We start from the raw sequence: 13107 nt of genomic DNA, 5'->3' as shown, positions 1-13107 counted from the left end.
GACCGGCGCGCCGTGCGCGCCGGTCTACCCCATCGTCTGCAACGCCAACGCCGGCGGAGGCCTGGACTAGACGGTCGAGATGCCGTCGATCGGGCTGATATCACCGACGAAGCGCAGCAGATCGGCCATCGTGAACTCGCCCGGCACTTGCGATGGAAGCGTCGGCTTCCAGCTTTTACCCTTGAGCCACAGGTACGACTGGTGATCACCATGGACGAGGCCGACGAAGACCTCGGCGAGCAGCGTCGCGCCGACCGGTCCGAGCCTTTCGCCGCCGCCCCGCTGCTCCGCCTCCTTGAGGATGTAGTACCAGAGCGGGGTGTGCTGGTGCAGGCCATGCTTCTTCGCCACGGCACCGTCAGTCCCCTTGGAGATTTCGTCCGGGGTCAGAGGATTCTTGATCTTCATGGCCTTGGCGACGTCCTGTCCAGACGGCAATCCCAGCAACACGCCGCGCTTGAGATTGCGGAACGGCAGGCTGCCGCCGTCGCCCGGCAGGGTGTGGAGCTGCGGCACGACGAACGGATCGATCTTGCGCGACGGATTGAACCCCACGCCCGGAGGATTGTTGGGCAGCACCTGAAAGTAGCGCCGCCAGTCGATGATCCAGTTGCTCGAAAGCACCGGAAGCGGGAGCGGCGGCTGGATCGGATTGGGCGCGAGATCTCCAATGATCCCTCCCGATAGCCCTGTGAACTTGAACAGCAGGTCGAGGGTCGCCGGGATGTTGCCTGGTCCGAATGTGAAGATCCTGTTGTGGCTGTAGGCTTGACGAACCATGCTGTGGCCGAGCCGGTAGACGGCGCCCGAAAACTCGACGGGCATGTAGGGCGTCTTCTTGAAGCGGTAGAAGCGCCGCCCCTGCTCGAGAATCTTCGCGACGATCCCCTTCTCGGTGATCCGCTCGACGAAATCGTGCAGGACCATCCATTGATAGTGCCAGGTCACGATCCGGCGCGCCTCCTCGAAGATCTCGCCCGCCGGCTTGCCCGACGCCGCGAGCTGATCGCAGACCTTGTTGTGGAACTTCAGCATCGCAAGGTGGGTTTGCGCGACGAGCAGGTTCTCGTCGTTGCGGTGATCGCCGATCAGGGCGAACCCCTCGGGATTGCGCGGCAGGTCGTTGCGATGATCCCCGGTGATGTCATCGACGTTGACGGTCTTGCCGATCAGGAGCTTGGGACCCGGAGTCTTGCCGCTGTCGCTCGCCGAATTACGCGCGTACAGGTGGCGGCTTCCGTCCGGACCGAGACCGTAGATGCTGTCGAGATCGAGGGCGGGCGTGCGAAAGTTCGTCACCGCCATCGGATCGGCCTCCTTCTCGCCAAAGGAGGTCAGGTCGAGCGTAATGTCGTGGTCGACGAATTGTCCGAGATAGGTGAAGCCGGCGGGTACGTTGGCATTGTTTCCTGCGGGATCGCCGGGATTGGGGTCCTTCATCGCATCGGCGAGTTCATGGAGCGGGCCGTCATCGACAGCCAGCGGCTCCAGGGTCGGAAACATCCGCCCAAACATGCCCGGATCTTCGTGTCCGGAAAGCGTATGGAGAAATTGTCGCGTCGGATGACGTCCGGCCTTGCCATGACCGGGATGAACGTTGACGTCGGTTCCCATCGCTTGCTCCTGCTTAAAATGCTGTGGGGAGAGGGGCGACGAAGTTGTCGATTGGGCTGAAATTCCCGTTTCAGTATAGGTCTTTGAAAATTGCCCCTCAGGGTGCAGTAAAATGAAATATTACCACAGATTGCATATGTAGGTGAGTCCTACCGGCGAGGCTTTTTGCCCCACGGACGACACGGGCTTTTGACCGCTCGGAGCTCAAGCAAGAAAGACTAAGGCGTGACGCACGATCCGCGGCGATCGCGTCGCGCTTCAGCGTTTCGCAGCGAACCGCGTCCAGATCTCGGCGTCGGTGTAGAAATCGACGCCACCATCGAGATCTCGCACCAGCCACTCGCCGAGATAGACGATCTGGGTGCCGTTACGCCGCTCGTGCCGAAGCTCGAATTTTCCCTCGGCATCCTTCTGAAGCGAGCAACTCGACTGAACCCAGCTTGGCCACTCCTGCAAGGGCTGTCCGACGAATTGCCAGGCCACCAGGGCCACGTTGCCCGACAAGGGCTCTAGGCGCACTGTCTTGGTCACGAGATCTCCCATCATGCAATTGTCCGTGCTCCAACGCCTCGGGATCGGAAAGGTTGGAGACCTGCTCTCAGGTAGCATGCCTGACGGTTCTCAACGGTTCCTTGCGGTTTTCATCCGTGAAAACCCGGTTCCCGTGGGGCAGCTAGCCGATCGTCTGCAGCGCTGGAAAGGTCTCCAGCAGCCAGATGCTTACATTCGAGACCGCGCCGGTGAGAAAGCCGATGCCGGTGATCACCATGAGGACGCCCATGGCGCGTTCGACATTGACGAGGTGGCCCTTCATGCGTGCGAACAGTGCCGAGAACTGCTCGATCATCAGGGCAGCGATCAGGAACGGAATACCGAGGCCCGCGGAATAGACCGCGAGCAGACCCGCGCCCTTCATCACCGTGGTTTCAGCCGCGGCGATCGACAGGATCGCGGCGAGGATCGGGCCGATACAGGGCGTCCAGCCGAAGGCGAAGGCGAGGCCCATGATATAGGCGCCCCAGAGGCCGACCGGCTTCGGGATCGGCAGCCGTCCCTCGCGCATCAACAGGCCGATGCGCGTCAGCCCGAGGAAGTGCAGGCCCATGACGATGATGACGATGCCGGCGAGGATCGAAAGCTCTGCCGACCAGGCCCGGATCAGCCCGCCGATCAGCGAGGCGCTGGCGCCGAGCGCGACGAATACCGTGGAGAATCCCAGCACGAACAGCAGCGCCGACAACAGGATGGCGCGCTTGGAGGCCTCCGCTGGCTCGTCGCTCTCGACATGCTCGATCGTGGCGCCCGTGAGGTAGACCAGATAGGGCGGGACCAGCGGCAGGACGCAAGGCGAAAGGAAGCTGACGAGGCCGGCAATCAGAGCCGCCGGGATCGAAACATTTTGCATGATGCCGTCTGAGCCATCTCAGGTACCGGTACGGCGCGCGGGAAATGCGCCCGGCCGGAGCGAACCGGCTCTGGTGTAGCCGATGCCGGAGAATGCGCAACAGAGGCGCACGAAACCAGGGCTCCGCCCGATGCCGTCTGCGATCACAGATGCGGCATCGAGACGCGCACAAATCTCGCCAAAAAGCGAGGTTCGGCGGCGCGGCTACTTCACCACGCGGAGCAGCGGACGCCGGGGCTGGTCCTGCGTCTGCTTGGAAGGGGTCGGCGGCGCGCTCGCAGCGCTCCGCAGCATTTCATCGCACAATGCCTTGAGATCGGCACTGTCTATTCCTTTGAGCTTCATCCTGACGTCGAGGATGACGATGGAGAGCAGATCGGCCGATTCCCGGCTGTTGCACGCATTGAGAACCTTGCGGCATCCCTCGAGTGTTTCCAGCACCGACTGCAATTGTTCGTCTGAATGCGACACCGGCGTTCTTTCCGTTAATTCGGCCTGCGAGACGTGATTGTGACGATCCCCTCGGCGCCCCTGGAATGCCGAGGATAGCATGAGGCCGCCGCCCCTCTGAACCTGATTTCAGTTGGTTTCCGCCGTGGAACTGCGATTCCGGCCAACGTGGCCGCGCCGCGCTGTTCGCGCCGTTTGAATTGATTGAGAAGGAAACGCTTGGCGTGCTGCAATTGATCCATCGACGGAGACGGCGCAGGCTTGCGAACAAAGACGGTCATCGCGGACAGCGCCTGCAATCCCGTAGCCATTTCACGGCTCGCAACGGAACCCACGCCACACCCCTCGTATAGGCGACAAATTCACCCGATTCCAGCCCATGCCGGCACCTAAATACCACTCACCCTAGATGGTAAGGATGACGGTTCAAAACTCATCATCCCCCAACCCGCAGTGGTTGTGGTTTGCGCCAGATTCTGCCAGTTTAGCTATCCGAAGGGACTTGTATGCACTCCTTGGCGGAAAGGGGCGTTCCTCTGGCGGAACGCCCAAAGACAAATCTCAGCGGCCTCTCGGATTGGGATGCGGCCCGCATATTTCTCGAAGTCGTCCGATGCGGAAGCTTCCGGTCGGCGGCCGAACGCCTGTCGCTGTCGATCAACGCGGTGCGCCGGCGGATCGACGATTTCGAACGCCAGACCGGCACCACGCTGTTCACCCGCGACGTCCACGGCACCCATCTGACCGATGAAGGCGCGCTGGTGGTGTCCGCCGTCGAGCGCATGGAAGCTGCCACCTTCGACGTGCTGCGGGCCAGCGATTCGATGGCCAACGCGCTGTCCGGCGAGGTCCGGGTCGCCGTCACCGAGGGGCTCGGCACGTTCTGGCTTGCGCCGCGCCTGGTCGAATTCCAGCAGGCCTATCCCAAGATCCTGGTCGACCTACATTGCGCGATGCGCTCGGCCGATGTCTCGCGCCATGAGGCCGACGTCGCCATCCATCTGTCCCGTCCCTCGGCCCTCGACATCAAGCTGGTGCGGCTCGGCCGCATGCACCTGATGTTCTGGGCCTCGGAGAAATACATCGCAAAACATGGCGCGCCGCGTTCGGCGGCGGAATTGATCAAGCATCGCCTGGTGCTGCAATTCGCCGACCAGCTCGCCGCCAAGGAATCCTTCGAAAGCTTCTTCCCGGGCGTTTCGGAACGGGACCTTCTGGTCATGAAGACCAATGTCTCGAGCGCCAACTATTGGGCGGTCGCGAATGGCGCCGGCATCGGCGTCTTCCCCAGCTACGCCATTGCGCTTGGCGGGAAATTGATTCCACTGGAGGTCGAGCTGAACCGACCGCTGGATATCTGGCTGTCCTACCATCCCGGTAGCGGCCGTATTCCGCGCGTGCGGCACATGATCGACTGGCTGATCGAAGCGTTCAGTCCAGCTCGTTTCCCGTGGTTTAAGGAAGAGTTCGTGCACCCGCATGAATTCAAGGACTCGTACATGGGCGAACCCCTGACCCAGCTCTTCGGGGGATTTTCAACCGAAGAACAAAGGTGAGAACGAAGATGAAAGCAGCGGCAAAGAGAATGAAGCAGCGTAGTGCCGGCAAGCCGGACATCGAGCTTGGCAAGCGGATCCGCCTGCGGCGCGTCGAGATGAAGATCTCGCAGGCCGAGCTCGGCGAGAAGCTCGGCGTCAGCTTCCAGCAGGTCCAGAAGTACGAGAAGGGCGTCAATCGCGTGGGCGCAGCTCGCCTTCAGCAGATCGCCTCCGCGCTCGACGTGCCGGTGACCTTCTTCTACGACGGCGACAACAAGGCGCGCGAAGTCGAGAGCCTGCTCTTCCTCGATTCGGCCTTCAGCCTGCGCCTGCTGCGCGCCTACAGCAAGATCAAGGACCAGACGGTGCAACGTCAGCTGGTCTCGCTGATGGAATCGATCGCAGCGAACGAAAGCTGAGATCGGCCGACGATCTGCCTCTACGGCCGACCTTCAATCCGCCGCGTCACGGGACGCGGCCGGATTGAACGGGACCCGGATCGCATGTCGTTGCGTCCGACTTGGCCCGCGCGCTTTCCGCGCGCGGCCTTCGCTTCCGGGGCGGCCTGACCGCCCCTTTTTGTTGTCAGATTCCGTGTCGTTCGTCCTGTCTTGCCGAAGCAGCGGCACCGCCGCCATGCAATGGCGGCACAGGCGGATGCAAGCTGCCTCGCCTGTTGCCGTTGACCGCGGCGATGCCCTCGCAGCACATTGCACCTTGTCAATGACAAGCGAGCGCGCGATGCCCGATACCTCCGATGAGAAATCCTACGCCGACGGCAAGATCCTCAAGCGCGTCATTGACGGTGTCGGCGTGATCACCTTCAACAATCCCGACAAGCGCAACGCGATGTCGCTGGAGATGTGGGAGGGATTTGGCGAGGCACTGACGGCGTTGCGCGACGACGAGACGGTGCGCGTCGTGATCCTGCGCGGCGCCGGCGGCAAGGCCTTCGTCTCCGGGGCCGACATCAGCCAGTTCGAGAAGACCCGCCATAATGCGGCGGCGTCCGAGCAATACGCCAAGCGCAGCGCGGCCCAGCGCGCGTTGCTCGCCGACTTTCCCAAGCCGACGATCGCCTGCATTGAGGGCTTCTGTCTCGGCGGCGGAATGCAGGTCGCGATGCTCGCCGATATCCGTCTCGCCGCGCATGGCAGCCAGTTCGGCATTCCCGCGGCTCGGCTCGGCATCGCCTATGGTTATGACGGCCTGAAGCATCTGGTATCGCTGGTCGGCCCGTCCTGGGCCCGGCTGCTGATGTACACGGGCATGCGCATCGAGTCCGCGGAGGCGCTGCGGATCGGCCTCGTCGAGCGCCTGTTCCCGATCGATGAGCTGTGGGGTGAGACAATGGCGATCGCGCATGCCATCACCGAGAACGCTCCGCTCGCGATCAAGGCCGCGAAGATCACGATCGCGCAGGTGCTGAAGGACGAAAGCCAGCGCGACATGGACGCCATCAAGGCGATCGGCCATGCCTGCATGGACAGCGCGGATTTCCGCGAGGGCCGGCAGGCCTTCATGGAGAAACGCAAACCGCGGTTCCAGGGCAGGTAGCTGAACCTCTATTCAGGAAGATTAAATTCCTCGTGCAGCTTGCTGCGGCAGCAACCAGGTGATCGCGCGATAGTTCTCCCGCCACCAATGAGGGAGGTTGCGATGACATTCAAACTTGCTGTGCTCGGTCTGGCTGCCATCGGCGGTGTGGCGCTCGCTTCGGGACCGGCCCTCGCGGCCATGCCGAATGGCATTCCGCAGGCGAACCAGATTGCAAAGGGCCCGGCCGCCGACGTCGATCAGGTCCGTTGGGTCTGTAATCCCTGGGGCCGCTGCTGGTGGCGCCCGAACTACTACCGCGCCTACGGCTATTACGGTGGCCCGCGCTTCTACGGCCCGCGTCCGTGGGGCTGGCGTCATCACCACCATCACTGGCGCCGCTGGTGAACCAAGGGGCCCGCGGGCCCCTTTTCTTTAATTACAGCGCTGCCAGCACCGCCTTGGTGATGTCGGCCGTGCCGTTGCTGCCGCCAAATTCCATCGGCTTGATGCCGCCGGCATAGACCTGATCCACCGCCCGCTCGATCGTCTCGCCCGCTTCCGCGGCGCTCTCGACGCCGAGCTTGTCGGCGAGCCAGTCCAGCATCATCGCCGCCGACAGGATCATGCCGGTGGGATTGGCCTTGCCCTGCCCCATGATGTCGGGGGCGGTGCCGTGACAGGGCTGGAAAACCGCGTATTTGTCGCCGATATCGGCCGACGGCGCCATGCCGAGGCCCCCGATCAGGCTCGCGGTGATGTCGGAGACGATGTCGCCGAACATGTTCTCCATCACCATCACGTCGAAATCCCAGGGGCGCTTCACCAGCATCGCTGAGCAGGCATCGACATAGAGCCGGTCGGTCTTCACGTCAGGATGCTTCTTCGCGATCTCATCGAAGATGCCGCGGAAGAATGCAAACGCCTTGAACACGTTCGCCTTGTCGACGCAAGCGAGCATCCCCGGCTTGCCGCGCGCCTTGCGCCGCTCGGCCAGGCGAAACGAAAACTCGAACAGGCGCTCGGAGGTCCGGCGCGTGATCACCATGGTCTCGCGCGCGTCCTCGTGGGTGACGACGCCCTTGCCCATCGAGGCAAACAGCCCTTCCGTGGATTCGCGAATCACGACGAGATCGATGCCGCGCTGGTCGGCACCGACGATCGGGCTCGGCACGCCGGGAATGAGGCGCGCGGGCCGCACGCCGGCATAGAGATCGAAGATGAAGCGCAGCTCGATCTGCGGCGCGATCTCGGTATTGTCGGGGTAGCGCACCGACGGCAGGCCACAGGCCCCGAGCAGGATCGCGTCCGCCTCCTCGCACAGCTTGATCGTCGAATCCGGCATTGACTTGCCGGTCGCCAGATAATTGCTCGCCCCAGCCGGGGCCTCGGTGAAACGGAAGCCGAGGCCCGATTTCTCGCCGACCTTGCGCAGCACCTCGAGTGCGGGCGCCATGACTTCGGGACCGATGCCGTCCCCGGCGAGCACGGCAATGTGGAAGGCGTTATTTGCGGACATTGGAGGTTCCTGTAGGACGCGTCATCCCGGGGCGGCTCGAAGAGCCGAACCCGGGATCTCGAGATTCTCAGGTGCGCAATTGCGCACCGTAGTTCGGTCCTTACGGACCGCCCCGGAATGACAGATGGATTACGGCGTCAGCACCGTGCGCCCGACCACCGCGCCCTGCTGCAATTGCAGCAGCGCGTCGTTGGCCTTGGCGAGCGGGGCCGTCGTGACCGGGATCGGCGGCACCTTCTTGGTGCGCACGAGGTCAAGCAGCTCCTGCGTTTCGCGCAAGTTGCCGACATAGCTGCCCTGGATCGTGATCGCCTTGATCGGAATCAGCGGCAGCGCCCAGGTCGCGCCGCCGCCGAACAGGCCGACGATGACGAGCTTGCCGCCCTTGGTGAGGCAATCGAAACCGAGCTGCGTCGTCGCTGCATTGCCGACGAGGTCGATCACGGCGCGGATCGGCCCGCCCGCTTTCCTGGCAAGCTGTTCCAGCGCATCCGGTGCCTTGGGATCGACAGTGGCGAGCGCGCCGGCCTTCTCCGCCGCCTCGCGCTTCCTGGCGTCGATATCGACCATGATCGCGCCCTTGCCGCCCATCGCCTTCAACAGCGACAGCGCCATCAGGCCAAGACCGCCCGCGCCGAACATCACGATCGGCGTGTCGAAATGCTGCTCGACCTTCTTCAGCGCGCTGTAGGTGGTGACGCCCGAGCAGGCATAGGGGGCGGTCGTCGCCGGATCGAGCCCTCGCAGATTGAGCAGATAGCGCGGATGCGGCACCAGCATGTGATCGGAATAGCCGCCGTCGCAATAGACGCCGAGCGAGCGCGGCGTCAGGCACATGTTCTCGTCACCGCCAAGGCAGGTGGCGCACTTGCCGCAGCCGATCCAGGGATAGACCAGCCCGACGTCGCCGATCTTCAGCTCGCCCTGGTCGGTCGGCTTCACGTCGGGCCCGAACGCCAGGATTCCTCCGACGGTCTCATGGCCCATGGTCAGCGGCAGGCTGATGCCGCGGTCCTTCAGCGACAGCGGCTTGCGGCCGTGGCCGAGATCGTAACCGCCTTCCCAGATGTGGAGATCGCTGTGGCAGACGCCGGCAGCCTTCACCTTGATCAGCACCTGCGTGCCCGACGGCTGCGGCGTCGCTTCGTCGAACTCCTGCAACGGCGCCTTGAAATCGGCAACCTTGAAACTCTTCATCGGCGTCCTCCCGCATGCTTCTTGTCGCCGCGCCACCATGCCATGGCCGGCAAGGCGAGACAAACCGGTCTTAGTTCAGGCCAGCGGATAATGGCAAGCCGCGAACTGGCCGGGTGCGACTTCACGCAACTCCGGTATCTCCGCGCTGCATCGCTGATCGGCCCGCGGGCAGCGGGTGCGGAAGCGGCACCCGGACGGCGGCGCAATCGGCGATGGCGGCTCGCCGCCCGCTATGCTCTCGGCGGGACGAACGTCCGGATCGGGCACCGGGATCGCCTGCAGCAACAGCTCCGTATAGGGATGCGCCGGCCTCGCGAACAATTGCTCGGCAGGGCCGACCTCGCAAAGCCGGCCGAGATACATCACCGCGACGCGGTCGCTGACGGCTTTGACGACAGCAAGATCATGCGCGATGAACAGCAGCGTCAGGCCGAAGCGCGCCTTCATCTCCTCCAGAAGGTTGAGGATCTGCGCGCGGATCGAGACGTCGAGCGCCGAGACCGGCTCGTCGCAGACGATGAACTCGGGATTGAGCACGAGTGACCGCGCGATGCAGATGCGCTGGCACTGGCCCCCGGAGAACTCGTGCGGCAGGCGCCCTGCGACGAGGTCAGGGTCAAGCCCGACCGCCGACAGCACCTCATGGACGAGCCGCTTGCGCTCGGCCGCATCCTTGACGCCGGCGATGATCAGCGGCTCGGCCACGATGTCGCCGATCCGGCGGCGCGGGTTGAGCGAGGCGATCGGGTCCTGGAAGATCAGCTGCACGCGGCGGCGCATCCTGCGCAGCGCCTCGCCCTCCATCGCGGTGAGGTCCTCGCCGTCGAACAGCACGCGGCCGGATCTGGCGCGGCGCAATTGCAGCACCGCGCGCCCCAGCGTCGACTTGCCGCAGCCGGATTCGCCGACCAGCCCCAGCGTCTCGCCGCGCGCGACCTGAAAACTGACGCCGGAGACGGCATGCACGGTCTTGTTGCCGAGGCCATATTCGACGACGAGATTGTCGACGTTCAGAAGCGGCTCGGCGCGCGCGGCAAGCTGCATCATGCGCCAATTCCCTCCGCCATCTGGATCGGGTGGAAGCATGCATAGAGATGATCTGGCATCTCGGCGCTTGCCAGCGCCGGCTTGGCCTCGCGACAGCGGCCGGTGGCATAACGGCAGCGCGGCGCGAAGGAGCAGCCACGCAACGGCCGCGTTGGATCGGGCGGACGGCCGGAGATGGCCGGCAGCGGCGTATGCGGCGCGGCATCCAGCTTGGGAATCGCAGCCAGCAACGCCTCGGTGTAGGGCATGTGCATGCGCTTGAACAACGCCGAGGTCGGCGCGCGCTCCACCACCCTGCCCGCATACATCACCGCAACCTCGTCGGCACGGCCGGCGACGACGCCGAGATCGTGGGTGATGATGATCATCGCCATGTGACGGCGGCGCTGTTCGCGCGCGAGCAGATCGAGAATCTGCGCCTGGATGGTGACGTCGAGCGCGGTCGTCGGCTCGTCCGCGATCAAGAGCTTCGGCTCGCAGGACAGCGCGATCGCGATCGCGATGCGCTGGCGCATGCCGCCGGAGCATTGATGCGGATATTGCGCGAGCCGCTGCTCCGGCGCGGGAATGCCGACGGCGGCCAAGAGCTCGATGCTGCGCGCCTTCGCCGCCGAAGCATCGAGTTCGAGATGCTCCTGGATCGTCTCCATCAACTGCGTGCCGATCGTGAGCACCGGATTGAGCGAGGTCATGGGATCCTGGAACACGACCGCGAGATCGCGGCCGCGCAGCCGCCGCAGGCTTTCCGGCGCGAGCCGCACCAGATCCTGGCCGTCGAACATCACGCGGCCCGTGAGCTTTGCTTTCTTCGGCAGCAGCTGAAGCACCGCGCGCGACAGCATGGTCTTGCCGCAGCCGGATTCGCCGACGATGCCGAGCGTGCGGCCCGCCTGCAGCGACAGATCGACATGATCCACCGCGCGCAAACTGCCGCGCGGCGTCGGCAGCTCGACGGTGACGTCCGCGATGGTCAATAGCGGGGCGCTCACAGCGCCCCCTGACGCGGATCGGTCAGCGCCCGCAAGGTGTCGCCGACCAGGTTGAAGGCCAGCACGGTCACGAAAAGTCCGACCGCCGGCAGGAAGGCCAGCCGCGGCGCGACGTCGAGGCTGTCGCGCCCCTCCCCGATCATGCTGCCCCAGCTCGCCATCGGCGGCGGCACGCCGAGGCCGAGGAAGGACAGCGCCCCCTCGACCACGATGGTGACGGCGACGCCGAGCAGGAAGAAGGCAAGCAGCGGCAGGATCACGTTCGGCAGCAGCTCGCGCAGCAGGATACGCGCATGGCTGGCGCCGAGCGCCTCGGCCGCGATCACGAATTCCCGCCGCGCCAGCGTCAGCGTCGCCGCCCGCGCCACGCGCATGAAGGCGGGAATGCCGAGCACGCCGAGGATCACGGTGAGGTTAGGGACGGACTGGCCGAGATAGGCGGTCACGGCAAGTGCGAAGATCAGCGGCGGAAAGGCGAGCAGCACGTCCATGCTGCCGACCACGATGATCTCGAACCGGCCGCGGAAATAGCCGGCGAGCAGACCGAGCGCGCCGCCGATGGTGAGACCGATCATCGGTGCGATCAGCCCGACCGTCAGCGAGGTCCGCGCGCCGAAGATCAGGCGGGCGAGCTCGTCGCGGCCGAGCCCGTCGGTCCCCAGCCAGTGCTCGGAAGAGAACGCGGCGCGGCGCTCCAGCATGTCCATGTCGACGGGATTCTGCAGCGGCAGCACCGGCGCGAGAATCGCGAGCGCGAGGATGATCGCAAGCCAGCTGCTCGCGATCCAGAACAGCAGGCCGAGCTTGCGCTTGCGGCCGACCGGCACGGGCGCCGCCTCGTCCTGCAGCGAGAGCTCAAGCGTGGCCATGGCGGATCCTGGGGTCGAGCACGGCGTAGAGCATGTCGACGACGAAATTCACGATGACGAAGCCGCAGGCGACCAGCAGCACCACGCCCTGGAGGATGACGAGGTCGCGGGTATAGATCGCGCCGACCAGGAGGCGGCCGATGCCGGGCAGCGCGAAGATCGATTCCACGATCAGCGTGCCGCCGAGCAGACGGCCGATATTGATGCCGGTCACCGTCACCAGGGTCAGCGACGACGGCTTCAGCGCATGCACGAACAGGATGCGCGCGGGCTTGAGGCCTTTTGCCTTGGCGAGCGCGATATAATCCTCCTGCAGGGTCGCGATCATGTCGGAACGCAGCACCCGCATGATTCCAGGCCATTCGGCGAGGGCGAGCGTCAGCGCCGGCAGCACGAAGAAGCGCAGATTGCTGAGCGGCGCCTCGGTGAACGGCACGTAGCCGGTCGCCGGCAGCCAGTGCAGCTCGACCGCGAACAGATAGATCAGCAGGATCGCCACCAGGAAGGACGGCATCGACAGCATCGCGAACGCGCTGCCGGTCATGAAGCGGTCGAACGCGCCGCCGGCACGCGCGGCACAGGCGATCGCGACGGGAACGCCGATCAGGAGGCCGAGGAACTCGGCCATCAGCATCAATTGCAGCGAGACCGGAATGCGCTCGGCGACCGCCTGCAACACCGTCTGCCCGGTGCGGAACGAGCGGCCGAGATCGCCCTGCAGGACCTGGCCGAGCCAGCTGAGATAGCGCCACCACAGCGGCTGGTCGAGCCCCATGTCGCGGCGGAGCGCCGCCACGTTCTCCGGCGTCGCCTGATCGCCGAGGATGACGAGAGCGAGATCGCCCGGCAGCAGCGAGGCAATCAGGAACGTCAGCAGCGAGACAGCGAGCAGCACCGGCAGCATGGCAAGCAGCCGCCGAACGACGAAGTTCAGCATCGCGCC

General features: G+C 64.7%; 14 protein-coding genes. 4 read left to right on the top strand and 10 right to left on the bottom strand.

All coding sequences use genetic code 11. The annotated features are described in order from the left end of the window. Positions 1-66 precede the first annotated feature (66 nt). From WI560_RS08645 to WI560_RS08630, 4 genes are all read right to left on the bottom strand, one after another. Positions 67-1614: a heme peroxidase family protein gene (locus WI560_RS08645; RefSeq protein ID WP_375307653.1), complete on the bottom strand. Its 1548-nt coding sequence runs from the start codon at positions 1612-1614 to the stop codon at positions 67-69. A gap of 258 nt (positions 1615-1872) precedes the next feature. Then, on the bottom strand, positions 1873-2145 hold the full coding sequence (locus tag WI560_RS08640; protein ID WP_257193525.1) for a hypothetical protein: 273 nt from the start codon (positions 2143-2145) through the stop codon (positions 1873-1875). 142 nt (positions 2146-2287) lie between these two features. Beyond that, complete coding sequence (locus WI560_RS08635; RefSeq protein WP_257177289.1) at positions 2288-3019, bottom strand: cytochrome c biogenesis CcdA family protein; 732 nt, start codon at positions 3017-3019, stop codon at positions 2288-2290. A 204-nt stretch (positions 3020-3223) separates the two neighbouring features. Beyond that, a complete protein-coding gene (locus tag WI560_RS08630; protein ID WP_375307652.1) occupies positions 3224-3571 on the bottom strand; it encodes a hypothetical protein in 348 nt (115 codons plus the stop codon). Between the two features lie 404 nt (positions 3572-3975). Here WI560_RS08630 and WI560_RS08625 point away from each other — a divergent pair, with 404 nt between their 5' ends. The 4 genes from WI560_RS08625 (at position 3976) to WI560_RS08610 (ending at position 6951) form a co-directional block, all read left to right on the top strand. Continuing rightward, positions 3976-5025 carry a LysR family transcriptional regulator gene (locus tag WI560_RS08625; RefSeq protein ID WP_028135138.1) on the top strand — a complete coding sequence of 350 codons (1050 nt, stop codon included), beginning with the start codon at positions 3976-3978 and terminating at the stop codon, positions 5023-5025. Positions 5026-5054: 29 nt separating this feature from the next. Continuing rightward, positions 5055-5426, top strand: a complete 372-nt coding sequence (locus tag WI560_RS08620) for a helix-turn-helix domain-containing protein (protein WP_020608151.1) — start codon at positions 5055-5057, stop codon at positions 5424-5426. Between the two features lie 322 nt (positions 5427-5748). Then, a complete protein-coding gene (locus WI560_RS08615; RefSeq protein ID WP_375307651.1) occupies positions 5749-6564 on the top strand; it encodes an enoyl-CoA hydratase in 816 nt (271 codons plus the stop codon). A gap of 102 nt (positions 6565-6666) precedes the next feature. After that, complete coding sequence (locus WI560_RS08610) at positions 6667-6951, top strand: hypothetical protein (protein ID WP_257177287.1); 285 nt, start codon at positions 6667-6669, stop codon at positions 6949-6951. A 31-nt stretch (positions 6952-6982) separates the two neighbouring features. On the opposite strand, the gene WI560_RS08605 is transcribed toward WI560_RS08610, so the two are convergent. The 6 genes from WI560_RS08605 to WI560_RS08580 all read right to left on the bottom strand — a co-directional run bounded on the left by WI560_RS08605 (position 6983) and on the right by WI560_RS08580 (position 13101). Continuing rightward, a complete protein-coding gene (locus tag WI560_RS08605) occupies positions 6983-8062 on the bottom strand; it encodes an isocitrate/isopropylmalate dehydrogenase family protein (RefSeq protein ID WP_375307650.1) in 1080 nt (359 codons plus the stop codon). 129 nt (positions 8063-8191) lie between these two features. Next, on the bottom strand, positions 8192-9259 hold the full coding sequence (locus WI560_RS08600) for an alcohol dehydrogenase (RefSeq protein WP_375307649.1): 1068 nt from the start codon (positions 9257-9259) through the stop codon (positions 8192-8194). Positions 9260-9334: 75 nt separating this feature from the next. Beyond that, positions 9335-10306: an ABC transporter ATP-binding protein gene (locus WI560_RS08595; protein WP_375307648.1), complete on the bottom strand. Its 972-nt coding sequence runs from the start codon at positions 10304-10306 to the stop codon at positions 9335-9337. Beyond that, positions 10303-11295, bottom strand: coding sequence for an ABC transporter ATP-binding protein (locus WI560_RS08590; protein WP_375307647.1), 993 nt, complete (start codon positions 11293-11295; stop codon positions 10303-10305). Before WI560_RS08590 ends, WI560_RS08595 begins: the two co-directional genes overlap by 4 nt. Next, a complete protein-coding gene (locus WI560_RS08585) occupies positions 11292-12164 on the bottom strand; it encodes an ABC transporter permease (protein ID WP_375307646.1) in 873 nt (290 codons plus the stop codon). The genes WI560_RS08590 and WI560_RS08585 overlap by 4 nt, the downstream gene beginning before the upstream one ends. After that, positions 12151-13101 (bottom strand): ABC transporter permease, encoded by a 951-nt coding sequence (locus WI560_RS08580; protein ID WP_375307645.1) that lies wholly within the window; start codon positions 13099-13101, stop codon positions 12151-12153. The genes WI560_RS08585 and WI560_RS08580 overlap by 14 nt, the downstream gene beginning before the upstream one ends. Between the last annotated feature and the right edge of the window lie 6 nt (positions 13102-13107).

It is taken from the genome of Bradyrhizobium sp. A11, assembly GCF_042077125.1.
GTDB lineage: Bacteria > Pseudomonadota > Alphaproteobacteria > Rhizobiales > Xanthobacteraceae > Bradyrhizobium > Bradyrhizobium japonicum_B.
This window is presented reverse-complemented; position numbering and strand designations above follow the sequence as displayed.

Excerpts from the sequence above, each read along its gene's own strand:
- WI560_RS08605 (WP_375307650.1), bottom strand. The coding sequence starts at position 8,062 with ATGTCCGCAAATAACGCCTTCCACATTGCCGTGCTCGCCGGGGACGGC.
- WI560_RS08610 (WP_257177287.1), top strand. The coding sequence starts at position 6,667 with ATGACATTCAAACTTGCTGTGCTCGGTCTGGCTGCCATCGGCGGTGTG.
- WI560_RS08600 (WP_375307649.1), bottom strand. The coding sequence starts at position 9,259 with ATGAAGAGTTTCAAGGTTGCCGATTTCAAGGCGCCGTTGCAGGAGTTC.
- WI560_RS08635 (WP_257177289.1), bottom strand. The coding sequence starts at position 3,019 with ATGCAAAATGTTTCGATCCCGGCGGCTCTGATTGCCGGCCTCGTCAGC.
- WI560_RS08630 (WP_375307652.1), bottom strand. The coding sequence starts at position 3,571 with ATGCTATCCTCGGCATTCCAGGGGCGCCGAGGGGATCGTCACAATCAC.
- WI560_RS08625 (WP_028135138.1), top strand. The coding sequence starts at position 3,976 with ATGCACTCCTTGGCGGAAAGGGGCGTTCCTCTGGCGGAACGCCCAAAG.
- WI560_RS08585 (WP_375307646.1), bottom strand. The coding sequence starts at position 12,164 with ATGGCCACGCTTGAGCTCTCGCTGCAGGACGAGGCGGCGCCCGTGCCG.
- WI560_RS08645 (WP_375307653.1), bottom strand. The coding sequence starts at position 1,614 with ATGGGAACCGACGTCAACGTTCATCCCGGTCATGGCAAGGCCGGACGT.
- WI560_RS08615 (WP_375307651.1), top strand. The coding sequence starts at position 5,749 with ATGCCCGATACCTCCGATGAGAAATCCTACGCCGACGGCAAGATCCTC.
- WI560_RS08595 (WP_375307648.1), bottom strand. The coding sequence starts at position 10,306 with ATGATGCAGCTTGCCGCGCGCGCCGAGCCGCTTCTGAACGTCGACAAT.
- WI560_RS08620 (WP_020608151.1), top strand. The coding sequence starts at position 5,055 with ATGAAGCAGCGTAGTGCCGGCAAGCCGGACATCGAGCTTGGCAAGCGG.
- WI560_RS08580 (WP_375307645.1), bottom strand. The coding sequence starts at position 13,101 with ATGCTGAACTTCGTCGTTCGGCGGCTGCTTGCCATGCTGCCGGTGCTG.